This window comes from Micromonospora sp. NBC_00330, assembly GCF_036136635.1.
Taxonomy (GTDB): Bacteria; Actinomycetota; Actinomycetes; order Mycobacteriales; family Micromonosporaceae; genus Micromonospora; species Micromonospora salmantinae.
Genome location: NZ_CP108012.1, coordinates 4,962,509 through 4,986,448, shown reverse-complemented (window position 1 = coordinate 4,986,448; position 23,940 = coordinate 4,962,509). Strand labels below are relative to the sequence as shown.

Below are 23,940 nucleotides of genomic sequence, written 5' to 3'. Positions count from 1 at the left end.
GTCAGGTCTTGCGGGGGTGGGCGGCGAAGAACTCCCACATCAGGTCGGTGGCGGACAGCCCCGCGGAGGATGCGGCGAGTTGGCCCGTTGTCGCTCCCGGCCAACTGTGGCCCATGTCGGCGATCGTGTAGACGCTGACCGCGCTGCCGTCCGCGCAGCCCGCCACCGTGTGCGTCACACCCGGCACCCCGGAAGCCTTCGGGCTCGGCCGGCAGCTGACCCGCTGCTGCCAGGTCCGCATGCCGGCCTGGAAGGTCGAGGCGTAGCGGTCCTGGCCGCCGATGAAGGTGATCACGGAGACCGGGCTCTTCGGCACGTAACTGTCGGCGGTGGTCAAGTTTCCGCTGTATCCACCGCTGACCACCCCGATCGCGGCGTACTTGCCAGTGCTCTCCACCGCCGCCCGGAAGCTCATGTCGCCGCCGTTCGAGATGCCGGTGAGGAACACCCGGTTCGGGTCCGCGTGCCAGGTCTGCACCAGATGGTCGGTGAGGGCGTTGAGGAAGCCGACGTCGTCCGCGCTGCCGCAGCAGATCAGCGCGTTGAAGCCGCCGCCCTGCCCGTCGGGGTAGGCGACCAGCACGTTGTCCTTGTCGGCCTTGGCGTCCAGGCCCGCCAACTCCCGCATCGAGGATCCGAGGCCGGGATAGAAGTGCAGCGCGATGACCAGCGCGGAGGGTCTGCCCGGGTCGTACCCCGGCGGCGCGTGCAGCAGGTAGGTGCGGTCGAGCCCGTTGTGGTGAAGGGTGAGCTGGTGGTCACCGGCCGCCGGTCGTTCGCTCGACGCGGACGGTGAGGCTGGTGGGGCCGACGAGGGTTGCCCCCGCTCACCACAAGCTGCGGCAACGACCATGAGGCAGAGCCCCGTCAACACCGCCACTGTTCGCCGCACGCCGGCCACCCCCCGTCGACCCGCTGTCCACACTGGAGATCATTCAGCTGCGGATCAACCCTTTCGGTCCTGGGCGAAGGCAGGCAGGCTGTTGCCATGCTTCGCCTCCAGCTCGGGTCGGCCGACCTGTGCCGGGTGCGGTTCGCCGATCGGCTGCATCCGGTCGGGATCGCGCTGCTGGCTGGTCAGTGGCTGCGCGATCCCACTGTCGCGGCGATGGCGCCGACCCTGGCCGAGCGGGTGGCGGCGGCCGAGGGCACTGCTGCCGCCCAGGCTGCCACAGCGGTCCTGCGGCATCTGCTGCCCCACCGGGGACGTCTGCCGGACTTCGTCACTCCCTTCGACGGCCTGGAGTCGGTGGAGGCCGGGCTGGAGGCGATCCGGGCAACCCCGGCGCGGCGGGTACGCGCCGAGGTCACCCTGGCGTACGCGGACACGTCGGCCAGCCCGCTGCGGCGGCGGTTCGCGGCGGCCGACCCGGAGGTGCTGGACCTGTTCGGCGGGGCCGTGCGGACCTGGTTCGACGCGGTGCTCGAACCGCACTGGGCCGAGCTGGTGTCCGCGTACCGTCAGCAGGTGACGTCTGCCAGCCAGCGGCTGGCGCAGCATGGCCTGGCCAGCCTCTTCGCCGGTCTGCACCCGGGGATCCGGTGGCGGGAGCCGGTGCTGGAGATACGGACGTGGTGGGACGGCGATCTCCCCGGCACCGGCCACGGGATCATCCTGCTGCCCTCCCCGTTGGCCGGGCCGCGGCCCCGGGTGCTCGTCGAGCAGGGTTACCCGATCCTGCTGGTCTACCCGGTGGTCATGCCCGTGCGCGGGGCTCCCGCCGACGACGGTGCCCTCGGTCGGCTGCTCGGTGTCACCCGGGCGCTGGTGCTGCGCCGACTGGCGACCGACGGGGGGTTGACCACCACCGTGTTGTCCCGGGCGGTCGGGATCAGTCTCTCCTCGGCCTCGGAACACGCCAGCGCGCTGCGGACCGCCGGTCTGGTGACCAGCGAACGGGAGGGTGGGGCCGTCCGACATCACCTGACCTCGCTCGGCGCGGAGCTGTTGGGTGCTGGTCGTCCTGTTGAGCGTGATGCCCCTGAGTCATTTTGATGCCTGGTAGTCATCGGGCTCAGTAGGGCGACCGGCCTGCCAGGTCGGCTGCCGCCCGCTCGGCCCGCCAGGCAGGCACCGCCGGTGGGCTGTCGTAGGGTTGCGGGGTGACGACGCGTGTGGCGGCCATCGACTGCGGGACCAACTCGATCCGACTGCTGGTCGCCGACCTGCCCGACGCCTCGGCCGGGCCGCAGGCGCCGCTGGTCGACCTGACCCGGCGGATGGAGATCGTCCGGTTGGGGCAGGGCGTGGACCGCACCGGCCGACTGGCGCCGGAGGCGATCGAGCGGACCAGGGTGGCGTTGGCGTCGTACGCCGCCGACATCGAGAAGCTGGGCGCGCAGCGGGTGCGGATGTGTGCCACCTCGGCCTCCCGCGATGCCGCCAACGCCGCCGACTTCACCGAGATGGTGCAGGCCACCCTCGGTGTCGCGCCCGAGGTGGTCAGCGGCGACGAGGAGGCTCGGCTGTCGTTCACGGGCGCGGTGCGCGGGCTGCCTGCCGACGCGAAGGAGCCGTTCCTGGTCGTCGACATCGGTGGTGGTTCGACCGAGTTCGTGGTCGGTGACCGGGCCGCCGGGGTGCGGTCGGCGATCTCGGTGGACATCGGCTGCGTCCGGATGACCGAGCGGCACCTGCCCGGTGACCCGCCGACGGCCGAGCAGGTCGCGGCAGCGCAGGCCGACATCGCTGCGGTGGTGGACCGGGCGCTCGCCGTGGTGCCCGGTCGCGAGGCGGCAACCCTGGTCGGCCTCGCCGGCTCGGTCACCACTGTGGTCGCGCTCGCGCAGGGCCTGCGAAAGTACGACCCGGAGCGCATCCACCACGCCCGGGTGTCGTACGAGGAGGTCGCCCGGGTGACAGCGGAGCTGCTGGGTCAGACCCGTGCGCAGCGGTTGGCGAACCCGGTGATGCACCCGGGTCGCGCCGACGTGATCGGCGCCGGTGCGCTGGTGCTTCGCGTGATCATGGAGCGGGCCGGGATGCCGTCGGTGGTCGCTTCGGAGCACGACATCCTCGACGGCATCGCCTGGAGCGTCCAGTAAGCCACAGCGCGCCAGCGAGCTTGATCAACTCGCCTTCATTGACGTCGCGGTGTCCGGGCAGCGTGGATGCCCCGACTTCCTGAAAACCGAGTCGATCGCCATGCCGAGCGCCGTGTGCCGTGCGTGTCGCGGCGAATCCGTTGACGCTACTTCGCATTACGCAGTAGTGTGCAGTGCGTGGACACCACACAGTTGTTGAAGGGCGTGCTTGATCTGGCCGTCCTGGCCGTGCTCCGAGAGGAGGACGGTTACGGTTACGACATCCTGCGCCGGCTGCGCGAGGCCGGCCTGGAGGAGGTCGGTGACGCCTCGGTCTACGGGACGCTGCGCCGCCTCTTCGCCGCCGGCCTGCTCACCACCTACGTCGTGCCGAGCGAATCCGGGCCGCACCGCAAGTACTACTCACTCAACGCCGCGGGGCGTGACCAACTGACCCGCTCCGGCAAGCTCTGGCGCTCGTTCGCCACCACAATGGACAGTCTGCTCGACGATCGGGGGATGGCGGCATGACCGTCGCGGAGCAGGAGATCACCGACTATGTGGCGCGGGTCCGGGCCGCTCTGGCCGACCTGCCGCCCGGGCAGCGCGACGAGCTGACCGAGGATCTCGCCGACCATCTCACCGAGGTCGCCGCCGAGGCCGAGGGCACCCTGGTCGAGCGGTTGGGCGAGCCCGAGACCTACGCCGCCGAGCTGCGCGCCGCAGCGGGCGCCGCGCCGGGCAGCGGGCGCAACCTCGACCAGCGGGTGGCGAGCGCGATGGCCCGGGTGCGCGGCCGGCTGCGCACCCTGGACACCCGTCTCGGCCCACCCCTGGGGTACGAGACGGCCAGCGATTTCCTCCGACTGCTGCGCCCGGCCTGGTGGGTGCTGCGCGGTTATCTGGCGGCGATGCTGGTCACGGTGATCACCACCGGGGGCGAGTTCGGGCTACTGCCGAGGTTCGGCGGTGAGCTGCTCGCCGGGCTGATCATGCTGATCGGCTTCGTGCTCGGCTCCATCTGGATCGGTCGCCGTTCGGCCCAGTTGACCCGCTGGCCGCGCTCTGTGGTGCAGGTCGCCAGCGTGGTGCTTGTGGTCTTCGCGTTCGCCGCGCTGATCCAGGCCGAGGACCGGATGCGCTACGGCGACTACGGCTACGACCAGACCGCTGTCGACAGCCAGTACGACCGGGTCCGGGACGTCTTCGTCTACGACAGCGAGGGTCGCCTGGTGGAGAACGCCCGGCTCTTCGACCAGAACGGCAACCCGATCCGGCTCGGCTACCCGGACTGCTTGGACGGGGCCTATGAAAAGCAGGTGCTTCAGGCGTACCCGTACTGCCCGGAGCAGGCGCCCTTCGTGCCGCGCGCACCGGGCGCGCCCCTCCCGCCCGCGTCACCGACCAGTACGTCGGACCCGACCAGCACGCCGGACCCGACCAGTACACCCGATCCGAGCGGCACACCGGATCCGAGCGGCACACCCGGGGAGACCGGGACCCCGCTGCCGACCGGTACGGCCACCGGCCTGCCGCCGAGCGGAACGCCAACCCCCACCCCGACGCGCTGAACCACGGTGTGAACTGGATCATGCTGATGAAGCTGGGAAATAGCTGAACGGACGAGGCGAGCGGGACGGCACCGGAAATCAATGATCGTTACGGTGTCGTCTGCTCATCAACCCCTCGGAAGGAACCACCGTGCCAGAGCAGGTCGCACCGCCCCCCGCGCCCGACGCCGCAACCCCTGAGCCGGCCGTCGAGACGCCGCAAGCGGCCGCGCCGCAGCAGGCCAAGCCGGAGTCGGCCGTCGAGACGCCGCAGCAGCAGCCGGCCGAGTCGGAGCCGGCCGCCGAGCAGCAGCCGGCCACCGAGACGCCGCCGGCGACCGAGCCGAAGGCGGAGAAGTCCGGTGCGAAGAAGGCCATCGGCATCGTCGGTGCGATCCTCGCCGTCGTCGTCATCGCCGGCCTGAAGTTCGGCGTCGCCTCGGCGATCGGCAACTACTTCAACAAGGACGAGACGGCAGCCGCCAAGACCGGCGACTGCATCGCCGAGCTGCCCGAGGTCACCGGCACCGAGCAGGAGGAGGTCGACGGCGCCAAGGTCGTCGAGTGCACCTCCACCGACGCGGCGTACAACGTGGTCGGTCGGGTGGACGGCCAGAGCGAGGCGCAGGCCAAGGCCGACACCACCTGCACCCAGTTCTTCAAGGAGGGCCAGGAGGGGTACATCTTCTCCAGCATCGAGCCGGGCAAGACGGGCTACGTGCTCTGCCTGACCAAGAAGGTCTGACCACAGCGGCAGCTCGGCATCGACGGCGGCGGGAACAGACCCCGCCGCCGTCGGCGTACCCGGAGTCACCGGGGGGCGAACAGGAGGTGAATGCCACTGTTCCGGCGTCTTCCCGACGGCCGCGTGGCGTGGCAGGCTACCGGCACGTAGGACCACTGGGCGACCAGCCAACGATGACTGACCGCTAGGAGGACGGCCCATGGGCGAAATGGTGAGCTACCGCAGCAACGGGGGCACGAGCGAGGGGTATCTCGCGATACCCGCCAGCGGCACGGCCAGCCCCGCCGTCATCGTCATCCAGGAATGGTGGGGCCTGGTCCCGCACATCCGGTCGGTGGCGGACCGGTTCGCCGAGGCCGGTTTCGTCGCCCTCGCCCCGGACTTCTACCACGGTGAGACGACCAGCGAGCCGGACGAGGCGCAGCGGCTCCTGCTGGCGATGCGGATGGACGAGGCGGCGAAGGACATCGCCGGAGCGGCCGACTATCTCGCCGGGCGGCCCGAGGTCACCGGTAAGGTCGGTGCCGTGGGCTTCTGCGCCGGTGGCAGCCTGGCCCTCTGGTCGGCCACCATCTCCGAGCGGATCGTCGCGACCGCCGGCTTCTATCCCGTGCTGCCCTGGGAGTCGATGCGCCCCGACTGGGCCGACTACGCCGGCAAGGCAGCGGTCATCCACTGCTCCGAAGAGGACGGCACCTCGGCCACCGACGGCGTACAGACCGCCCGGCGGGCCATCGAGGAGGCCGGCGGCGACTGCCACCTCTACGACTACCCGGGCACCTCGCACGCCTTCTTCAACGACGACCGGCCGGAGGCGTTCGACCAGCGCGCCGCCGCCAGCGCCTGGGCCCGCACCCTGGAACTCTTCCGGGCCAAGCTTGGCTGAGACTCGTACCCCCGCACAGGTGGTCGCCCGCGCAGCGCGGGCGACCGACCTGCCCGACCTCGACGCGGCGGTGAGCGACTGTTTCGCCTGCCCGCGGCTGGTCCAGTGGCGGGAGGAGGTCGCCCGCACCCGCCGGGCCGCCTTCCGCGACCAGGAGTACTGGGGTCGGCCGGTGCCGGGCCTCGGCACCGGTGACGCCCGGATCGCGATCCTCGGGCTGGCGCCCGCCGCGCACGGCGGCAACCGCACCGGCCGGATCTTCACCGGTGACCGGTCGGGTGACGTGCTGTTCGCCGCGCTGCACCGGGCCGGGCTGGCCAACCAGCCGACCAGCGTCGCCGCCGACGACGGGCTCACGGTGCGCGACCTGCGGATCTTCTCGGCCGTCCGGTGTGCGCCTCCGGACAACAAGCCGACCCCGGTGGAACGGGACACCTGCGCACCCTGGCTGCACCGCGAGGTCACGCTGATCCGGCCCACGCTGCGGGTCGTGGTCGCGCTGGGCGCGTTCGCCTGGGCCGCGTGGTGGCCGGTGCTCCGCGCGGTGTACGGGCAGCCCCCGCCCAGCCCGCGACCGGCGTTCGGGCATGGGGCACACTGGTCCGGCACGAACGCCCCGGACCTGCTCGGCTGTTACCACGTCAGTCAGCAGAACACCTTCACCGGGCGGTTGACACCAGGGATGTTGGACGACGTCTTCGGCCAGGCTAAACAGCTGGCCGGAGTGGACTGAGACGACGCGTGGGGTGGTGGCGATGACAGACGGAACACGCCCGCCCACACCGGCACCGTCCGCCGATCCCGGTGTGCTGCGGCCGGTGCTCGGCCTGCTCCGCCGGTGGTGGCCGGTCGGCGCGGTCGCCGCCCTGCTCGCCGGTGCCGCGCTGGCGTCCGCTCACTCGTCGATCGGGGCCAGTCGCATCCCGCCGGCAGCGGACAACGTGCCCTGGGTTCCCGAGTACCCGACAGTTGAGCCATCGCCGTCCATCCCGATCGAGCCCCGCGACACCGGCGAGGCCACCCAGGCGCACATCCCGCAGTGGGTCGGCACCGTGGCGGTGGTCCTGCTCGGGCTGGCCATCCTCGCCGCGCTCGGTTACCTCGGCTGGGTCCTGATCCGGGGCGCGCTGCGCCGCACCACCCGGGCACTACCCGCGCAGCGGGCCCGCCGTACCGCCGAGGGCACCGCCCGCGAGGTGGTCGCCGCCCTCGACGCCGGCCTGGTGGAGCTCGACGACCGGGACACCGACCCCCGGGTGGCGGTGATCGCCTGCTGGGTGCGCCTGGAGGAGACCGCCGCCGCAGCCGGTGTGCCGAGGCTCGCCGGAGACACCCCCACCGACCTGGTCAGCCGACTGTTGCAGGGTGACCCGGCGGCGGGCGTGCCGGCCATCGCCAGCACCGACGTGCTGGCCGAGTTCGCGCACGTCTACCGGGAGGCCCGGTACGCCACCCACCCGGTCGGCGAACGCACCCGGGACCAGGCCCGCGCCGCGCTCGGCCGGCTGCGCGGAGAGCTCACCGCGGTGGTGACCTCATGAGCAGCACCAGCATCGACGATCTGCTCGCGTTCGAGGAGGAGGCCGCGCCGGCCGGTCCGCGGGCGCGCCCGTCGCGATGGCGTCCGGTGCTGCGCTCACTCGCGTGGGCCGCCGCGTTGGTAGCGGTCCTGCTGGTCGGCCTCCGCGCGGTGGGCCTCCAGGTCTCGCTGCCCGTACTGATCGCCGGGGTGCTCGCCGTGCTGGCGGTCCGCCGGGTCACCGCCATGCTGGCGCCGCCACCCCCGCCGCCGCCGGCTCGCCAGGCCGGCGCGGGCGAAGAGGACGGCAGCTACAACTGGGGCGCCCGGGACGCGCTGAGTGGCGCGATCAACCAGTGGGAACGGCCCCTGGACTGGTCCTCGAACCGAACCGAACGCTTCACCGAGGTGGTCCTGCCCCGGATCGGTGAACTGGCCGACGAGCGGATGCGGCTGAAACACGGTGTCACCCGTGAGTCGGATCCCGCCCGCGCTCGCGCCCTGCTGGGTGACCGCCTGTGGACGTTCCTGGAGACCCCGCCTCGCCGCACCCCGTCGCCGCGCGACCTCGCGGCGATCGTCGCCGAACTGGAGAGCATCTGATGAACGACGTGGACCGGAGCATTGCCCCCGCCGAGGTCGGGCACCTGGCTCGGGCGGTCCTGGACGCGGTCGGCACCGTCGTGGTCGGCAAACGGGACGCGTTGGAGCTGGTCCTCGCCGGCATCCTCGCGGGCGGGCACGTGCTCCTGGAGGACCTGCCGGGGCTCGGTAAGACACTCACCGCCCGTTCGTTCGCCCAGGCCCTCGGGTTGGACTTCCGTCGGTTGCAGTTCACTCCCGACCTGCTTCCCGCCGACGTCACCGGCTCCTTCCTGTACGACCAGCGCAACGGCGACTTCACCTTCCGGGCCGGCCCGGTCTTCACCAACCTGCTCCTCGCCGACGAGATCAACCGGACGCCGCCGAAGACCCAGTCCGCGCTGCTGGAGGCGATGCAGGAGAAGCAGGTGTCGGTCGAGGGTGTGACCTACAAGCTCGACGAGCCGTTCCACGTGCTGGCTACCGCGAACCCCATCGAGTACGAGGGCACCTACCCGCTGCCGGAGGCGCAGCTGGACCGGTTCCTGCTGCGGGTCTCGTTCGGTTACCCGCAGCACGAAGAGGAGTGGGAGGTGCTGCGCCGTCGGATGAGCCGTCGCCGGGAGGAGGCGGACATCAAGGCGGTGGTCGACGCGGCGACGCTGCGTGCCATGCAGGCCGCCCTGGAGGACGTGGTGGTGGAGGACTCCATCGGCCGATACATCGTGTCGCTCACCGCGGCCACCCGGGAGCACCCGTCGGTGCTGGTCGGCGCCTCACCTCGCGGTTCGCTGGCGCTGCTGCTGCTGGCCCGGGTCCGCGCGGTGTTCGGCGGACGGGACTACGTGGTGCCGGAGGACGTCAAGTCGGTGGCGGCGCCCGCCCTGGCCCACCGGATCACCCTGCGTCCGGAGATGTGGTTGCGCCGGGTCGACCCGGCGTTCGTGGTGGGCGAGGTGCTGGAGGCGACTCCCGCCCCGGCCAGTGGCGCGCTGCCCAGCTACGCCGCCGGCGGGCCCCGGCACTGATGACCGGACCGACAGTGCCGACGGCCACCGAAGCGGAACCGGCTGCCGGCTGGGCACCCACCCCGGCGCTCGGCCGCGCGGTGCTGCTCGCCGGCCTGCTGCTGGTGGCCGGGGTGCTGCTGGGTCGGGTGGACCTCATCGTGCTCGCCGCCCCGTTCGCGTTGGGCACCGCGTACGCGTTGCGTCGACGGCCCACGGCGCTGCCACAGGTGTGGATCACCCGGGGTGACGGTGGGCCGCTGGTCGAGGGCGGTGACGTGGCGGCGGCGGTGAGCGTCGGCAACCCGGACACTGTCGACTACGACCTGGTGGTGATGCGTACCCGCGTGTCGCCGTGGCTGCGGATCGACCGGGCCGGCTTCACCGGTGACGGGGCCGTCGACGGCGGGGAGCCGAGCGCCACAACGGAAACCGCTGCGACGGCGCAGGACAACGGCCGGCGTCGTTCCGTGGCGGACCGGCCGTTCGTGACGTCGGTGCCGATCGGCGCCGCGGTGGACCTGGAGCTGGCCGGCAAGGCCCTGCGCTGGGGCCGGCACCCGGTCGGCCCCGCCGGTGCCCGGGTCGCCACGGCCGGGGGTCTGCTGGTCTCCCGGGCGGTGATCATCGAGCCGGAGCGGGTGCGGGTGTACCCCCGCACCGAGCCGTTCGAGGCGGTCGAGGCGATGCCCCGCGCCGCCGGCCTGGTCGGGGCGCACCACTCTCGCCGACCCGGAGAGGGCGGCGAGCTTGCCGGCGTACGCGTCTTCGCACCCGGGGACCGGCTGCGCCGGATCGACTGGCGGGTTTCGTTGCGGGCCCGGCAGCTGCACGTGGCCGCCACACTTTCCGACCGGGACGCGGAGGTGGTGGTGCTGCTCGACGTGCTCGCCGAGGCGGGCCGCTCCGGTGGGGTGGCCGGAGCAGCCTCGGTGCTCGACACCACGGTCCGGGCCACCGCCGCGATCGCCGAGCACTACCTGCACCGCGGTGACCGTGTCTCGCTGCTGGAGTACGGGCCGGCCGCCCGCCGGCTCCGACCGGCCGCCGGGCGGCGGCAGTACCTGACCGTCCTGGAGTGGTTGCTCGACGTCCGGGTCCACGCGTCCGCGCACGAACCGTACGACCAGGTCTTCGGCCCGCAGTTGCTCTCCTCGGACGCGTTGGTGGTGGTGCTCACCCCGCTGCTGGACGAACGGTCGGCGCAGATGCTCGCCCGGTTGGCCCGTGGTGGGCGGTTCGTGGTGGCGGTCGACACGCTGCCGACCGACCTGACGTCGCCGAAGGACCGGGGTTGGGCCGAGGTGGCGTACCGGCTGTGGCGCCTGGATCGGGAGATCATGATCGGGCAGCTCCGGGAGCACGGCGTACCGGTGGTGCGCTGGGCCGGTGCCGGCAGCCTGGACCAGGTGTTGCGGGACGTGGCGCGGTTGGCCACGGCCCCAAGGGTGGGTGGCCGGTGAGCGCGAGGAGTGAGCTTGCGAGCCCCGCTGTCGCGAACGGGAGGCGGACGCGGTGAACGCTCTGGTGGAGCGGGTTCGGGCGGCGCAGTACGCGGTCGCTCGCGTCAGCCTGGCCCCGCTGCTGGTCCGGGCCGGGATCTTCGTCATCGTGTTTGCCGGGTTCGTCCTGGCGTTTCCCGCGGAGGTGCTTTCCGGTCGGCCGATCTTCTTCCTGGCGGTGGCCGCCCTGTTGCCCGCGTTCGGGCCGCGCAAGGTCTGGACGACCTTCACGGCGTTGGTCACTGTCGGCGGCTGGCTGCTCGCCACCGACGGGTACGGCCGTCCGGTAGCCCTCTGGCGGCTGCTCGCCGTCGCTGCCCTGCTCTACCTGGGTCACACCCTCTGCGCGCTGGCCGCGCTGTTGCCCTATGACGCGATGGTGGACCCCGAGTTGATCACCCGGTGGTTGGTGCGGTCGGCCGCCGTGCTGTTGGGTTCCGCGGTGCTCGGCGTGCTGTTGTTGCAGGCGACGGGGACGGGTGGGGGCGCCGGCCACCAGTGGGTGACGGTGCTGGGGCTGCTGCTGGCGGTGGGGTTGGCAGTGTTGCTGGGCTGGCTTCTGCGGCGTCGGTGACCACTGCGACCTGAGGGTTACGCAGGTCACATGGGTTGTGCTCCGTCACAGATGGGGGGCGCGAGCGGGATTACCTGAGCCGGCCGGGGAAAGATAGACAACGTGAATCCGAAGCGGATCCTTGTGGTTGGTGCCGGGCACGTCGGTCTGTACGCGGCCCTGCGCCTGTCGAAGAAGCTCAGCTCCCGTGAGGCTGAGGTCATGGTGGTTGACCCCCAACCCCACATGACCTATCAGCCGTTCCTGCCGGAGGCGGCGGCGGGCAACATCTCCCCGCGGCACTCCGTGGTGCCGCTGCGGCGGGAGTTGCGCAAGTGCAAGATGGTGGCCGGCACGGTCACGCGGATCGAGCACGACCGCAAGGTGGCCACCGTGCAGCCGATCAGCGGCCCGGCCCGGGAGATCACCTACGACCACGTGATCGTGGCTCCGGGTTCGGTCTCCCGCACCCTGCCGATCCCCGGCCTGCACGAGCAGGGCATCGGGTTCAAGACCATTGGCGAGGCGATCTACCTGCGCAACCACGTGCTGGATCGGCTCGACGTGGCGGCCGCCACGCCGGATCCGGACGTCCGCCGTTCGGCGCTGACCTTCACCTTCGTCGGCGGTGGGTACGCCGGCATCGAGGCGCTCGCCGAGATGGAGGACATGGCTCGCGACGCCCTGCGGTACTACCCGGAGCTCAAGCAGGACGAGGTCCGTTGGGTGCTGGTCGAGGCCACCCAGCGGGTGTTGCCCGAGGTCGACCGGGACATGGGCGCCTACACCGTCCAGCAGTTGATGAAGCGCAACATGGACATCCGGCTGGACACCCGCCTCGAGTCCTGCGTCGACGGGGTGGTCAAGCTTTCCGACGGTGACAGCTTCCGCTCCGACACGATCGTCTGGACCGCCGGTGTGAAGCCGTCGCCGATGCTGGACTCGACCGACTTCCCGCGCGACGACCGTCGACGGATCACCTGCCTGCCCACGCTCCAGGTGGTCGACGGTGACCAGGTGCTCGAGGGTGCCTGGAGCGCCGGGGACTGCGCCGCCGTGCCGGACCTGACCAAGGAGCCGGGCAACTTCTGCTCGCCGAGCGCCCAGCACGCGGTGCGCCAGGCCGCCCGGATGGCCGACAACATCACGGCCGTGATCCGGGGCCGCGAGCCGGTCAACTACAAGCACAAGCACGTCGGCAGCGTCGCGAGCCTCGGCCTGCACAAGGGCGTCGCCCAAGTGTACGGGATCAAGATGACCGGTTGGCCGGCCTGGGTGATGCACCGGACGTACCACATGAGCCGGATCCCGTCGTTCAACCGGAAGGTCCGCGTGGTGGTGGACTGGTCGTTGGCGTTCTTCCTCAAGCGCGAGGTGGTCGCCCTGGGCCAGCTGCACGACCCGCGCGAGGAGTTCGTCGAGGCCTCCCAGCCGGTCGGCGCGCCCCGCGTCTGACAACAGACCGACGCTGACCCCGTCGATCTTGCACTTCCGGATGCCGTAATGCGCCTTCTGGCGCGTCTTGTCCGGGCAGAAAGTGCAAGATCGGCGGGGTTTCTGTCTGTCTAGACCCGCCACGTCCACGCGTCGGCGATGCGGGTGGGTGGGCCGTAGAGCTGCTCCAGGGTGGCGCGCAGGCTTTCCGCGTGGGGGGCGTCGTCGGTGAGCGCCACGCAGGAGGCGCCCCAGAAGTCGGCGTCGCGGGCCGCCTGTCGGCGCTGCTCGTCGCCGATGGCCGGTTGGTCGCCGCGGCGGGCGACATCCGCCAGCAGCGCGGAGGTGGGCTGCTTGAAGGTGCCCATCGCCGCGGTGCCACCCCTCCCGTACGGGCCGATGAAGAAGCCTTCCGGCAGCCCGAAACCGGCGTCGGCGGCGGTCGCCCAGCGCATCGGCCAGGGCTCCTTCGGGGTAGGCAGTGGCACCGGAACCAGCACACCGCCCGGCGGTACGCACTGCCGCCAGTGGCCGCCGGTGATGAATTCCGGCACGGCGGGTCGTCCGGCGGTCGGCAGGGGGGTCGGGAAGATCGGTAGCAGCGCCACTCCGACGGCCAGGGGCACCAGCCGCCGTGCCCGACCGGAGCTGCGCAGGGCCCTGTCGACAGCGAGCACCAGCAGTGTCGCGACGATCGGCAGCAACGCCAGCGCGAACCGCATCGGCAACGCCCCGTCCACCACCGGCAGCCCTCCGATCACCGCGTACGGGCCGGGGATCGCCGTCCTGGTGCCGCCGAGCACCACCTCCGGGCCGAGCGAGAGCGCCCCCATCACCAGGCCAGCCGCGACGCAGGCGAAGACCACCCGGCGTCGCCCGGCCCAGATCGCGCAGACCGCGGCGACCAGCAGCAGTGGCCAGCCGAGGAACGTGTTGTACTCGGCGGGGCCGGTGGTCAACCGGGCGGATGCGTCGCTGCCGGCCACCGACAGTGGGGAGAGCGTCCACCAACTGCTCAGGTCGGCAGAGAAGTAGGCCGGGGTGAACATCCCGTCGGCGACTCCCTGAGGCCCGGCGAACTGGAACCACAGCGGATAGCCGAGCACCAGCAGGGCGAGCCCGGCGGCGATCGCCAACCCGCCGGCGAACCCGGGGAGCGCCCGGCGGGCCAGGTCCCGGTCCGCCACGGCGTAGCTGATCGCCATCACCAGCAGCGTGATCGCGGCGAGGAAGAGCACCTCCTCGCCGATGAAGACCTGCGCGCTGACCGCGCCGGCAAGCCCCGCCGCGGAGGTGAACAGCCGACGACGGTCCGGCCCGGTGGTTCGGGTACGGCCGGCCTCGTCGGGGGTGGTGGCAGGCCCCGGGTCGGCCGCACGCAGCAGTCGGACCACCAGCCAGACGATCACCGGCACCAGCCACTGGGCGGTCATGTGCAGGTGGCTGTTGCTCTGCGACACCATGCCGGGCCCGAATCCGCACAGCCCGCCCCCGAGTGCGGCGGCCACCCGGCGGACGCGCAGCGTCCGGTGGAACAGCAGGTACCAGGCGAGTGCGGTGCCGGCGAGGTTGCCGGCGGCGAGCAGCGCGAAGGTGACCGGTGCGCCCAGCAGCAGGGTGACCGGCGCGAAGAGGACGCCGAGGGCGATCACAGTGGTGTTGGTCATCAGGTTCACGCCGTCGGGGGCGTTGAGCCGGTCGGTGAGCAGGTCGAAGTCGCCGAGCAGCGCGCGGGCGTCCACCGCCAGGAACCACTCGTAGAGGGTCTGGTCCTCCGGGTTGAGCGCCAGGATGCGGCTGCCCGGGTCGGGCCACAGCCCGTGGGTGAGCCAGCCGGCCAGCACCGCGAAGATCAGAGCGGCCAGCAGGTCCGCCCGGTGGCGGCGGACGGCAGCCAGCAGCCGGGTGGCCCGGGGTCGGCGGTTGACCTGATCGGCGAGGCGGAATGCCTGCTCAGGGGCGGCGTCGGGGGCCGTGGGGGCTGCGCTGCTCACGGCATCGACCCTAATGTGGCCGGACCGGCGGGGTACGCCGGGTCGCCGCAGACCGGCTACGGTGACATTGCACCAGGCGTGTCGGCGCGCCGGTGCCACTCGCCCGGGTGGTGGAAAGGCAGACACGGCCGCCTTAAAAGCGGCTGCCGAAAGGCGTGCGGGTTCGACCCCCGCCCCGGGCACCGGTCGACTCACACATTCTCATTCGTGATCTCCAGGACTTGGCTGTGCCGTCTACTCTTGGAGGGCACGTTCACGTGCAAACGACCCCCTGAGGGAGGCCAGACAGTGAAGACCTCGAACCCGGTGCTCGCCCGGCTCGGCCAGGCGGCCGAGCGGGAGCGCTCCGCCGGGTACGCCCCGGCCGGGCCGTACGGACAGCCCGGCATTCCCCAGCAGTACCCGTCCCAGGCCGGTTACCCGGCCGCGCCGCCGACCGTGGCGCCGATGACCGTCGACGACGTGGTCGTCAAGACGGTCGCTCTCCTCGGCATCCTCGGCATCACCGCCGCGGCCGCCTGGGTGCTCGTGCCCGACGCGCTGGTCGGTACCGCCTGGATCGGCGCGGCGGTGGTCGGCCTGGTCCTCGGCTTGATCATTTCGTTCTCCCGGATGGCCAACCCGGCGCTCGTGATCGCGTACGCGGTCGTCGAGGGTGTCTTCGTCGGCATGGTCAGCAAGGCGTTCGAGACGCGTTACGACGGCATCGTGCTCCAGGCCGCCGTGGCCAGCTTCGGCATCTTCTTCCTGATGGCGATGCTCTACAAGGCGAAGGTCATCCGGGCCACCCCGGCCTTCGTCAAGGGCATGATCGCCGTGATGGTCGGCCTCTTCGCGGTCATGATGATCAACCTGGTGCTGGCGCTGTTCGGCGTCAACACCGGGCTGCGCGACGGGAGCAAGCTGGCCATCGGCTTCAGCCTCGTTTGCATCGTGGTCGCCTCGCTGAGCTTCGTGCTCAGCTTCAAGGAGATCGAGGACGGCGTCCGGATGGGCCTGCCGCAGCGCTACTCCTGGGTGGCCGCGTTCGGCATCCTGGTCAGCCTGGTCTGGCTCTACATCGAGATCCTGCGCCTGCTGAGCTACTTCCAGGGCGACGACTGACCTCGTCCGCACTGTCGACCGGCGCCCGTCCCCACTCCGGTGGGGGCGGGCGCCGTCGTCCGCGCCGTTTGCCCGCCGCCGCCGGTCCGCCCGGGGCAGAGTGACTTCGGGGGGTACGCGGGCGAAGGAGGCGGCGGTGCGCAGCAACAACCCGGTGCTCAACCGGCTGGACGAAACCGGCCGGGTGGAGGCCCGGGTGCTCGGCGCCCGCGACGTCGAGCCGATGACAGTCGACGACGTGGTGGTCCGTACCGTCGGGTTGCTGCTGGTGACCGGCGCGGCCGCGGCGGTGTCCTGGGCGGTGATCCCCGACGCGGTGTGGCTGGGCGCCGCGCTGGCCGGCAGCGCGCTCGCCTCGATCGCGCTGGTCCTGGTCATCTCGTTGCGAGCGATCACCAACCCGGTGCCGATCGTCGGCTACGCCATCCTCCAGGGCCTGCTGCTGGGGGTGGCGAGCCGCACCTTCGAGCAGGTCTACCCGGGCATCGTGGTGCAGGCGGTGGCCGGCACCTTCGGCGTCTTCCTCGGCATGGCGGCGCTGTACCGGGCCCGGGTGATCCGGGCGACGCCCCGCCTGGCCCGCCTGGTGATCGGCACCCTGCTCGGCATCGCCGTGCTCAGCGTGGTCAACCTGGTGTCGTACCTGATCACCGGGCGGCCGGGCCTGGCGGTCTACAGCGTCAGCGGGGAGGTCGGCTGGCTGCCGTACGCCTTCTCGGTGGTGGCCATCATCGCCGGGGCGTTCAGCTTCATCCTCGACTTCGATCTCGTCGAGCGCTCGGTGCGGGACGGCCGAGCCCGTCGGTACGCGTGGCTGAGCGCGTTCGGCCTGCTCACCGGGTTGGTCTTCCTCTACTGGCAGTTGCTGCGGCTGCTCAGTTACCTGCGCCGCTGACCGGCCCGACCAGGCGCGATCGGTGTCGGCCGTAGACTCGGCGGCGATGAGCGCAGCGGAGTTGGACAAGGCCGTGCAGTTGCTGGTCCGTCAGATCGCGCACTGGCAGCAGCCCAGGTGGGCGGCGGTCGCGACCACCGGCAACGTGTCCCGCGCCGACCTGGTGCACCGCCTGGTGCAGGAGGTCGCCAACCTGGCCGCCGACGCCGAGGGGGAGCCCCGTCGGGTGGTGCCCCGGCTCGACAACGACCTGGCCCTACCCGATCAGTTGCGGGTGGTCACGGCGGACCTGCTGGCCGCCGACCCGGGGGCCGAGGCGCTGGCCCGGGCCGCCGCCGAGGTGACGGCGACCCGCAGCGCGCTCTGAGGGCGGCTCGGCTCAGTTGAGCCGTTCCAGCACCATGGCCATGCCCTGGCCACCGCCCACGCACATGGTCTCCAGACCGATGGTCTTGTCGTGCCACTCCAGCGCGTTGAGCAGGGTGCCGGTGATCCGCGCGCCGGTCATGCCGAACGGGTGGCCGACCGCGATGGCCCCGCCCATCACGTTCAGCTTCTCCTCCGGGATGCCCAGCTCGCGGTAGGAGGGAATGACCTGCGCGGCGAACGCCTCGTTGATCTCGACGAGGTCGACGTCGTCGATGGTCATGCCGGCTCGGCGCAGCGCCTGCCGGGACGCCTCGACCGGCCCGAGACCCATGATCTCCGGCGACAGGGCTGTCACACCGGTCGAGACGATCCGGGCCAGCGGGGTGAGCCCGAGTTCCTCTGCCCGCTGGGCGCTCATCACCACCACGGCGGCGGCGCCGTCGTTGAGTGGGCAGCAGTTGCCGGCGGTGATTCGACCGTCCGGGCGGAACACCGGCTTCAGGCCGGAGACCGCGTCGAGGGTGACACCGGCCCGGGGCCCGTCGTCGGTGCTCACCACGGTGCCGTTCGGCGTGGTGACCGGGGTGATCTCCCGGGCCCAGAAACCGTCGGCGATGGCCTTCTCGGCGAGGTTCTGGCTGCGTACGCCGAACTCGTCCATGTCGGCGCGGGTGACGTCGTGAACCTGGGCCAGGTTCTCGGCGGTCTGCCCCATGGTCAGGTAGATGTCGGGCAGCTCGCCGGCCTCACGCGGGTCGGTCCACACCTCGGCGTCGCCCTGCGCGCGGCGCTTCGAGCGCTCACCGGCCGGCCCGAAGCGGGGGTTCTCCCAGCCGCCGCCGACCAGGGCCTGCGCCTCTGGCGGCAGCCCGTCGGAGCTGCCCCGGGCGTAGCGGGAAACCATCTCCACGCCGGCCGAGACGAACACGTCGCCCTCGCCGGCCCGGATCGCGTGCATCGCCATCCGGGTGGTCTGCAACGAGGAGGCGCAGTAGCGGGTCAGCGTGGCGCCGGGGACAGTGTCCAGACCGAGGAGGGTGGACACCACCCGGGCCATGTTGAAGCCCTGCTCGCCGCCGGGCAGGCCGCACCCGAGGTAGAGGTCGTCGATAGTGGTCGGATCGAGCGCGGGGACCTTGTCCAGTGCGGCCTGGACGATGGTCGCGGCGAGGTCGTCGGAGCGGACGTCGCGCAGGGACCCCTTGTGCGCCCGGCCGATGGGGGAGCGGGCGGTGGCGACGATGACGGCGTCGCGGGACGACTCAATCGGCATGGACCAACGTTAACCCGCCGGTAACATGGCGCGGAAGAAGCCGGCGCGGCGGGAAATGTCACCCTGGCCGGGGACGATCTAGCGCCGGGTCGTGGCCGCCGCCGCAGCGACGATGGCGGGCAGCAGCGCGTGCGCCCACACCCGGTAGCCGTCGGCGGAGGGGTGGAAGCCGTCCTGGCAGAGCGTCCCGGCGTCGGCCCGGAACACCGGCCCGGTCTCGGTGGCCAGGTCGACCACCGAGCCGCCCGCCTCCAGCACGGCAGCGGTCTGCGCGCGGGCCACCCGACGCCCGGACCAGCCGACCACCTGGCGCAGTGGAGGCGCGATGGCACGCACCGCCCCGAGGTCGGGGCAGGTGCCCACCACCACCTCGACACGCGCCTCACGCAGGCGGTGCACCGCCGCGCCGAGATAGGCCGCCGCGTCGGAGGGCCGACGCAGCCCGGTGGCGTCGTTCGCGCCGATCAGGATCAACGCCACGTCGGGCCGCTCACCGAGCAGGGCCCGGGCCACCTGGGTGGCGAGGTCCGTCGAGCGGGACCCGGAGACGCCGACGCTGGACAGGTGCACCCGGCGCCCGGTCGGGCCCTCGGCGAGCAGGTTGGCCAACTGCCCGCCGATGGTGTCCTCCAGACGGTCGACACCGACGCCCAGCGCCGACGAGTCGCCCAGCAACACCAGTCGCAGCGGGGAAGCGCCCGCCCGGCCGATCGTCGCGCGCAGGGCGAGGCCGAGCTCCGGTTCGGCGTAGCGTCGGTGCCGGGCGATGAACGCCTCACCTGCGAGGACGGCGGCGCCCCCGACGGTGCCGGCGAACAGCGAGATCGCCGCCGCCCGACCCAGTCGGCCGGCGAGGCCGGAGGTCACGCTCCGCGCGCTGCGCTCGTTCATGCCAGTCCCTCCACTGTCGAGGTGTCCGAGGCGGACCCGTGCTGCGGCACCGCGCCGACACCGAAGAACGCCCGTCGGCGCAGCTGCGCCCACCGGCCGGCCGGCCCTCGGTCGCGGCCCCGCACCTGGACGCCGCTGACCTCCGTGCCGGCGTGTCGAGCCGCCTCCTGCGCGGCCTCCGGCAGCGACCGTACGCCGTCGCGGCGCGTCGGTGTAGCCCGTCGTTCCGGGGTCGCGCCGAGGGCGGAGAGCATCGTCGGCAGGAGCGCGGCGGCGGCCATCGCGTACCCCTCGGCGGAGGGATGGAACCGGTCCCAGGCGAACATCCGGGTCGGCTCGGCCGCGAACCGGGGGCCGAGCAGGTCACCGAGGGAGACCGTCCACCCGCCCGCCTCGACCACGGCCACCGTCTGTGCGGCGGCGAGCTGGCGGCTCCAGCGGTGCGCCAGCCAGCGCAGAGGCGGCTGGATCGGACGGATCGCGCCCAGGTCGGGGCAGGTGCCGACGACCACCTCGCACCCCGCGTCGCGCAGGGTGTGCACCGCCTCGACCAGGTAGCGCACCGCCAGGCCGCGCGGGGTGCGGTTGGTGATGTCGTTGCCGCCGATGAGGATCACCGCGATGTCGGGTCGGCACTCCAGCGCCGCCTCCACCTGGTGGCGCAGCGCCGCCGAGATGGCGCCGACCACCGCGAAGCGGTGCAACTGCACCGGCCGGTGCAGTCGGCGGGACAGGCCGGTGGCGAGCAGCGCACCGGGCGTCTCCCGACGGCGGTGCACCCCGTAGCCGGCAGCCGACGAGTCACCGAGCACGACCATGGTGAGCGCCGGACCGGGGAACTTCGCGCCGTACATCCCGTCGCAGCGGGGCGGCGGCGCCTCGGCCATCGGGATGGTCCGTCGAGCCTGGCGGGCCTGGCCGACCAGCACCCCGCCGGTGGCCACCGCGGCCGCCGCTGTGGCGCCGGTGCCGATGGCAGCCACGAGGGCGAAGCGCCGGGCCTGCCGCCAGCGCTCACCACCGGGTACGACGGAATGTGCCACCCCCATACCGCGACATTATCGCGCTGGCCCGACACACCGCTGTCGTCGTGACGGCACCCGGGTGCCTGGAAACCGACGCGACGGGGTACTGAGGTTCCAGAGGCCGGCCGGACTTGCGCCGACCCGCCACGCTGATCCGGCGGAGAGGAGCGCGACGATGGGTAAGACACTGAAGCGCAGCGCGGCGTTTACGGCCCTGGCGCGGGCCCTGGCGGCCGGGGCGCGCAACGGGCCGTCGATCGGCACGCGGTTGGCCGCGCTGCCCCGGATGATCAGGGCTACCACCAAGGGGGAGTACGACGGCGGCCTTCGGCTGGCCCTGATGACCGCGGCGACGGCGTACATCGTCTCGCCGATCGACCTGCTCCCGGAGATCCCGCTGGCGATCTTCGGGCTGGCCGACGACGCGGTCATGGTCACCTGGTTGGCGGGCAGCGTGCTCGCCGAGACCGACCGGTTCCTGGAGTGGGAGGCCCGCCGCAGCTCGGTCATCCCCGGGGGGCTGGTGCCCTGACGGCACGTACGCTGGGCGGTGAGCAAACGTCTTCCCGGCCGCCCACCGCCGGCGCCGCAACGAAGGGCACACCGTGCAGTACTACGACAACGTCGTCGACATGATCGGAAACACCCCGCTGGTGCGTCTGCGTAACGTCACCGAGGGCATCCAGGCCACAGTCCTGGCCAAGGTGGAGTACGTCAACCCGGGCGGCTCGGTGAAGGACCGGATCGCGCTGCGGATGGTGGAGGACGCCGAGGCCGCCGGCCTGCTCAAGCCCGGCGGCACCATCGTCGAGCCGACCAGCGGCAACACCGGCGTCGGGTTGGCCCTGGTGGCCCAGCTCAAGGGCTACAAGTGCGTCTTCGTCTGCCCCGACAAGGTCAGCCAGGACAAGCAGGACGTGCTCCGGGCGTACGGCGCCGAGGTGGTGGTCTGCCCGACCGCCGTCGCGCCGGAGGACCCGCGCTCGTACTACAACGTCTCCGACCGGCTGACCCGGGAGATCCCCGGCGCCTGGAAGCCCAACCAGTACAGCAACCCGGCCAACCCGCGCTCGCACTACGAGACGACAGGCCCGGAGCTGTGGAAGCAGACCGACGGCGGGCTCACCCACTTCGTGACCGGCGTCGGCACCGGCGGCACCATCTCCGGCATCGGCCGGTACCTCAAGGAGGCGTCCGAGGGGCGGGTGCGCGTCGTCGGGGCCGACCCGGAGGGCTCGGTCTACTCCGGCGGCACCGGCCGCCCGTACCTGGTGGAGGGCGTCGGCGAGGACTTCTGGCCGGAGACGTACGACAGGAGTGTCGCCGACGAGATCGTGGAGGTCTCCGACAAGGCGTCCTTCGAGATGACCCGGCGACTGGCCCGCGAGGAGGGGCTGCTGGTCGGCGGTTCCTGCGGCATGGCGGTGGTCGCCGCCCTGGAGGTCGCCCGCCGGGCCGGCCCGGACGACGTGGTGGTGGTGCTGCTGCCCGACGGCGGCCGTGGCTACCTCTCCAAGATCTTCAACGACTCGTGGATGGCCCGGTACGGCTTCCTCGACAACTCCGGCGCGGAGCCGACGGTGGCCGACGCGCTGGCCAGCAAGCCGGGAGGGCTGCCCGAGCTGGTGCACGTGCACCCGACCGAGACCGTCCGCGACGCGATCGACTACATGCGCGAGTACGGCGTCTCGCAGCTACCGGTTCTGAAGGCCGAGCCGCCGGTGGTGACCGGTGAGGTCGCCGGCTCGATCGCCGAGCGGGACCTGCTCGACGCGCTGTTCACCGGCCAGGCCCACCTGCACGACACGATCGAGCGGCACATGGGCGACCCGCTGCCGATGATCGGTGGTGGTCAGCCGGTGAGCGAGGCGGTGGGCATGCTGGAGAAGTCCGACGCCGCCCTGGTGCTTGTCGACGGCAAGCCCAAGGGCGTCCTGACCCGCCAGGACCTCCTGTCCCACCTGGGCGCCCACTAGTACCCCCACCCGCCCCGCCCCTTCCGGCCCCGCCCCTGACCGCGTCGATCATGGAGTTGTGGTGGTGCGCAAAGCAGGCACCCGTGCCCAAAGCGCCCACCAAAGGTCCTTGATCGACCGGGTCAGGGGCGGGACGGGACGGTCCGCGGGGCTGGGGTGGGGCGCTTAGAGGGGGCGGGTGTAGCGGAGTTGTCGGGTCGGGGCCGACCCGATTGCCTCGTCTCGTTCGTCGCCGGTGGGGGTCCAGCCGCCGCGCTCGTAGAACGAGCGGGCGTGGGCGTTGTCCCGCAGCACCCAGAGCACGGCACGCCGCCAGCCCTGCGCCCGCATGGCGTCCAGCGCGTCCACCATCAGGGCGCGGCCCACGCCGCGGCCCTGCTCGGCCGGGTCGAGGTGGATCGCGTTGAGCAGCCCGGTGGCCGGGTCGTCCTCGTCGTCCGGGCCCAGGTGGCTGAACCCGACCAACGCCCCGGCCCGCTCGGCCACTGTCATCCGGTGGGTTTCCCGCTCCCAGATCCACCGCTCGACCCAGTACCGCCCCATCGCCTCCGGTGTCGGGTCGGCCAGCGCCTCGGCCGGCAGGAAGGCGGAGTACGCGGCGACCCGGGAGCGCTGGTGCAGGGCACCCACCGCCATCAGGTCGCCTTCGGTCGCGGGGCGGAGCGTGACGGTCATCCGGCCGAATCTACCCGGCGGGGCGGAAGCTGCACCGTGGTCAGATCCTCGGCGATGATCAGATCACCGTCGAAGTGCGCCCGCGCCTCGTCGTGGAACCGGCGCGGGTCGGGGTAGCGCTGGGAGAAGTGGGTCAGCACGAGTCGGCGTACCCCGGACTCGGTCGCCACCCGGGCGGCCTGCGCCGCGGTCAGGTGGCCGACCTCGGCGGCGAGAGCGGCCTCCGACTCCAGGAACGTCGACTCGATGACCAGCAGGTCGGCGTGCTCGGCGAGTGCGTACACCCCGTCGCAGAGGCCGGTGTCCATCACGAACGCGAACCGCTGCCCCGGCCGGGGCACGCTCACCTCGGCCCGGGTGACGCGGCGTCCGTCGAGATCCAGGTGCCCGACGCGGATCAGCTCGCCGACAGCCGGCCCGGCGATGCCGTACGCGGCCAGCTTCTCCGGCAGCATCCGGTGCCCGTCCGGCTCGACCAGCCGGTAGCCGTACGTCTCGATGGGGTGCCGGAGCCGGCGTGCCTCCAGCGTGCCGCAGCGCAGGTCGATCCGCTGCCCGTCGGCCTCGATGGGCTCGACCCGCAGCTCGGCGGTCTCGTAGAACGAGGTGGCGTACCGCAGCCGGGCGAAGTATTCGGCGCCGCCGGCGGGAAAGTGCACGGCGACCGGGTGGGCCACCCGGTCCAGGGAGAGTCGCTGGATGGTGCCGGGCAGGCCCAGGCAGTGGTCGCCGTGGAAGTGGGTGACGCAGATGCGGGTCAGGTCGGTGGCGGTGACAGTGGTGTGCAGGAGCTGACGCTGGCTGCCCTCACCCGGGTCGAAGAGGATCACCTCGTCGTCCCAGCGCAACACGTACCCGTTGTGGTTGCGCTGACGGGTCGGCGCCTGGCTGGCCGTCCCCAGCACCACCAGCTCGCGCATGGACATCGCCACTCCC

At 72.1% G+C, this 23,940-nt stretch carries 24 protein-coding genes, 1 tRNA gene and 1 pseudogene; 19 read left to right on the top strand and 7 right to left on the bottom strand.

Annotated elements, in window-relative coordinates; genetic code table 11:
• Position 1 precedes the first annotated feature (1 nt).
• On the bottom strand, positions 2-892 hold the full coding sequence (locus OG598_RS22480; RefSeq protein ID WP_328650949.1) for an alpha/beta hydrolase family esterase: 891 nt from the start codon (positions 890-892) through the stop codon (positions 2-4).
• A 96-nt stretch (positions 893-988) separates the two neighbouring features.
• Here OG598_RS22480 and OG598_RS22475 point away from each other — a divergent pair, with 96 nt between their 5' ends.
• The 13 genes from OG598_RS22475 to OG598_RS22415 all read left to right on the top strand — a co-directional run bounded on the left by OG598_RS22475 (position 989) and on the right by OG598_RS22415 (position 12,823).
• A complete protein-coding gene (locus tag OG598_RS22475) occupies positions 989-1,996 on the top strand; it encodes an ArsR/SmtB family transcription factor (RefSeq protein WP_328650948.1) in 1,008 nt (335 codons plus the stop codon).
• Positions 1,997-2,115: 119 nt separating this feature from the next.
• Positions 2,116-3,045: a Ppx/GppA phosphatase family protein gene (locus OG598_RS22470; RefSeq protein WP_328655406.1), complete on the top strand. Its 930-nt coding sequence runs from the start codon at positions 2,116-2,118 to the stop codon at positions 3,043-3,045.
• Positions 3,046-3,222: 177 nt separating this feature from the next.
• Entirely contained in the window at positions 3,223-3,555 is a 333-nt protein-coding gene (locus OG598_RS22465) for a PadR family transcriptional regulator (protein WP_074316865.1), read from the top strand.
• Complete coding sequence (locus OG598_RS22460) at positions 3,552-4,595, top strand: HAAS signaling domain-containing protein (RefSeq protein WP_328650947.1); 1,044 nt, start codon at positions 3,552-3,554, stop codon at positions 4,593-4,595. Before OG598_RS22465 ends, OG598_RS22460 begins: the two co-directional genes overlap by 4 nt.
• Positions 4,596-4,725: 130 nt before the next feature.
• Entirely contained in the window at positions 4,726-5,319 is a 594-nt protein-coding gene (locus OG598_RS22455) for an LppU/SCO3897 family protein (RefSeq protein ID WP_328650946.1), read from the top strand.
• Between the two features lie 199 nt (positions 5,320-5,518).
• Positions 5,519-6,205, top strand: coding sequence for a dienelactone hydrolase family protein (locus OG598_RS22450; RefSeq protein WP_328650945.1), 687 nt, complete (start codon positions 5,519-5,521; stop codon positions 6,203-6,205).
• A gap of 19 nt (positions 6,206-6,224) precedes the next feature.
• Positions 6,225-6,938, top strand: coding sequence for a uracil-DNA glycosylase (locus tag OG598_RS22445; RefSeq protein WP_328650944.1), 714 nt, complete (start codon positions 6,225-6,227; stop codon positions 6,936-6,938).
• A gap of 22 nt (positions 6,939-6,960) precedes the next feature.
• Positions 6,961-7,746: a DUF4129 domain-containing protein gene (locus OG598_RS22440; protein ID WP_328650943.1), complete on the top strand. Its 786-nt coding sequence runs from the start codon at positions 6,961-6,963 to the stop codon at positions 7,744-7,746.
• Entirely contained in the window at positions 7,743-8,327 is a 585-nt protein-coding gene (locus OG598_RS22435; RefSeq protein WP_328650942.1) for a hypothetical protein, read from the top strand. Before OG598_RS22440 ends, OG598_RS22435 begins: the two co-directional genes overlap by 4 nt.
• Positions 8,327-9,334, top strand: a complete 1,008-nt coding sequence (locus OG598_RS22430) for an AAA family ATPase (RefSeq protein ID WP_091394243.1) — start codon at positions 8,327-8,329, stop codon at positions 9,332-9,334. The genes OG598_RS22435 and OG598_RS22430 overlap by 1 nt, the downstream gene beginning before the upstream one ends.
• The gene (locus OG598_RS22425; protein ID WP_328650941.1) at positions 9,334-10,776 is read left to right on the top strand and encodes a DUF58 domain-containing protein; all 1,443 of its coding nucleotides are present in this window, start codon (positions 9,334-9,336) and stop codon (positions 10,774-10,776) included. The genes OG598_RS22430 and OG598_RS22425 overlap by 1 nt, the downstream gene beginning before the upstream one ends.
• Before the next feature lie 52 nt (positions 10,777-10,828).
• Positions 10,829-11,389 (top strand): hypothetical protein, encoded by a 561-nt coding sequence (locus OG598_RS22420; protein WP_328650940.1) that lies wholly within the window; start codon positions 10,829-10,831, stop codon positions 11,387-11,389.
• A gap of 102 nt (positions 11,390-11,491) precedes the next feature.
• A complete protein-coding gene (locus OG598_RS22415) occupies positions 11,492-12,823 on the top strand; it encodes an NAD(P)/FAD-dependent oxidoreductase (RefSeq protein WP_328650939.1) in 1,332 nt (443 codons plus the stop codon).
• A gap of 110 nt (positions 12,824-12,933) precedes the next feature.
• On the opposite strand, the gene OG598_RS22410 is transcribed toward OG598_RS22415, so the two are convergent.
• A complete protein-coding gene (locus OG598_RS22410) occupies positions 12,934-14,796 on the bottom strand; it encodes a hypothetical protein (protein ID WP_328650938.1) in 1,863 nt (620 codons plus the stop codon).
• A 101-nt stretch (positions 14,797-14,897) separates the two neighbouring features.
• On the opposite strand from OG598_RS22410, the gene OG598_RS22405 reads away from it, so the two are divergent.
• The 4 genes from OG598_RS22405 to OG598_RS22390 all read left to right on the top strand — a co-directional run bounded on the left by OG598_RS22405 (position 14,898) and on the right by OG598_RS22390 (position 17,162).
• A tRNA-Leu gene (locus OG598_RS22405) sits at positions 14,898-14,978 on the top strand.
• A gap of 106 nt (positions 14,979-15,084) precedes the next feature.
• A complete protein-coding gene (locus OG598_RS22400; RefSeq protein ID WP_328650937.1) occupies positions 15,085-15,900 on the top strand; it encodes a Bax inhibitor-1/YccA family protein in 816 nt (271 codons plus the stop codon).
• A 136-nt stretch (positions 15,901-16,036) separates the two neighbouring features.
• Positions 16,037-16,795, top strand: a complete 759-nt coding sequence (locus tag OG598_RS22395) for a Bax inhibitor-1/YccA family protein (protein WP_328650936.1) — start codon at positions 16,037-16,039, stop codon at positions 16,793-16,795.
• Positions 16,796-16,841: 46 nt separating this feature from the next.
• Entirely contained in the window at positions 16,842-17,162 is a 321-nt protein-coding gene (locus OG598_RS22390) for a hypothetical protein (protein WP_328650935.1), read from the top strand.
• A 12-nt stretch (positions 17,163-17,174) separates the two neighbouring features.
• On the opposite strand, the gene OG598_RS22385 is transcribed toward OG598_RS22390, so the two are convergent.
• The 3 genes and pseudogenes from OG598_RS22385 to OG598_RS22375 all read right to left on the bottom strand — a co-directional run.
• On the bottom strand, positions 17,175-18,437 hold the full coding sequence (locus OG598_RS22385; RefSeq protein WP_328650934.1) for an acetyl-CoA C-acetyltransferase: 1,263 nt from the start codon (positions 18,435-18,437) through the stop codon (positions 17,175-17,177).
• Positions 18,438-18,515: 78 nt separating this feature from the next.
• A complete protein-coding gene (locus OG598_RS22380; protein WP_328650933.1) occupies positions 18,516-19,328 on the bottom strand; it encodes an SGNH/GDSL hydrolase family protein in 813 nt (270 codons plus the stop codon).
• Positions 19,314-20,377: pseudogene (locus OG598_RS22375) on the bottom strand (SGNH/GDSL hydrolase family protein); the annotation flags it as partial. The pseudogene OG598_RS22375 and the gene OG598_RS22380, both read right to left, overlap by 15 nt.
• A 151-nt stretch (positions 20,378-20,528) precedes the next feature.
• Here OG598_RS22375 and OG598_RS22370 point away from each other — a divergent pair.
• Positions 20,529-20,885: a YkvA family protein gene (locus tag OG598_RS22370; RefSeq protein ID WP_112582466.1), complete on the top strand. Its 357-nt coding sequence runs from the start codon at positions 20,529-20,531 to the stop codon at positions 20,883-20,885.
• 73 nt (positions 20,886-20,958) lie between these two features.
• Complete coding sequence (locus tag OG598_RS22365; protein WP_328650931.1) at positions 20,959-22,329, top strand: cystathionine beta-synthase; 1,371 nt, start codon at positions 20,959-20,961, stop codon at positions 22,327-22,329.
• A 165-nt stretch (positions 22,330-22,494) separates the two neighbouring features.
• On the opposite strand, the gene OG598_RS22360 is transcribed toward OG598_RS22365, so the two are convergent.
• Together OG598_RS22360 and OG598_RS22355 are read right to left on the bottom strand one after the other, a co-directional pair.
• Positions 22,495-23,004, bottom strand: coding sequence for a GNAT family N-acetyltransferase (locus OG598_RS22360; protein ID WP_328650930.1), 510 nt, complete (start codon positions 23,002-23,004; stop codon positions 22,495-22,497).
• Positions 23,001-23,930: a ribonuclease Z gene (locus OG598_RS22355; RefSeq protein ID WP_328650929.1), complete on the bottom strand. Its 930-nt coding sequence runs from the start codon at positions 23,928-23,930 to the stop codon at positions 23,001-23,003. Before OG598_RS22355 ends, OG598_RS22360 begins: the two co-directional genes overlap by 4 nt.
• Between the last annotated feature and the right edge of the window lie 10 nt (positions 23,931-23,940).

Bases quoted from the DNA above. Each gene is read 5' to 3' on its own strand.
- OG598_RS22360 (WP_328650930.1), bottom strand. From the start codon at position 23,004: ATGACCGTCACGCTCCGCCCCGCGACCGAAGGCGACCTGATGGCGGTG.
- OG598_RS22425 (WP_328650941.1), top strand. From the start codon at position 9,334: ATGACCGGACCGACAGTGCCGACGGCCACCGAAGCGGAACCGGCTGCC.
- OG598_RS22385 (WP_328650934.1), bottom strand. From the start codon at position 18,437: ATGCCGATTGAGTCGTCCCGCGACGCCGTCATCGTCGCCACCGCCCGC.
- OG598_RS22435 (WP_328650942.1), top strand. From the start codon at position 7,743: ATGAGCAGCACCAGCATCGACGATCTGCTCGCGTTCGAGGAGGAGGCC.
- OG598_RS22380 (WP_328650933.1), bottom strand. From the start codon at position 19,328: ATGAACGAGCGCAGCGCGCGGAGCGTGACCTCCGGCCTCGCCGGCCGA.
- OG598_RS22430 (WP_091394243.1), top strand. From the start codon at position 8,327: ATGAACGACGTGGACCGGAGCATTGCCCCCGCCGAGGTCGGGCACCTG.
- OG598_RS22450 (WP_328650945.1), top strand. From the start codon at position 5,519: ATGGGCGAAATGGTGAGCTACCGCAGCAACGGGGGCACGAGCGAGGGG.
- OG598_RS22475 (WP_328650948.1), top strand. From the start codon at position 989: ATGCTTCGCCTCCAGCTCGGGTCGGCCGACCTGTGCCGGGTGCGGTTC.
- OG598_RS22370 (WP_112582466.1), top strand. From the start codon at position 20,529: ATGGGTAAGACACTGAAGCGCAGCGCGGCGTTTACGGCCCTGGCGCGG.
- OG598_RS22390 (WP_328650935.1), top strand. From the start codon at position 16,842: ATGAGCGCAGCGGAGTTGGACAAGGCCGTGCAGTTGCTGGTCCGTCAG.
- OG598_RS22460 (WP_328650947.1), top strand. From the start codon at position 3,552: ATGACCGTCGCGGAGCAGGAGATCACCGACTATGTGGCGCGGGTCCGG.
- OG598_RS22355 (WP_328650929.1), bottom strand. From the start codon at position 23,930: ATGTCCATGCGCGAGCTGGTGGTGCTGGGGACGGCCAGCCAGGCGCCG.
- OG598_RS22440 (WP_328650943.1), top strand. From the start codon at position 6,961: ATGACAGACGGAACACGCCCGCCCACACCGGCACCGTCCGCCGATCCC.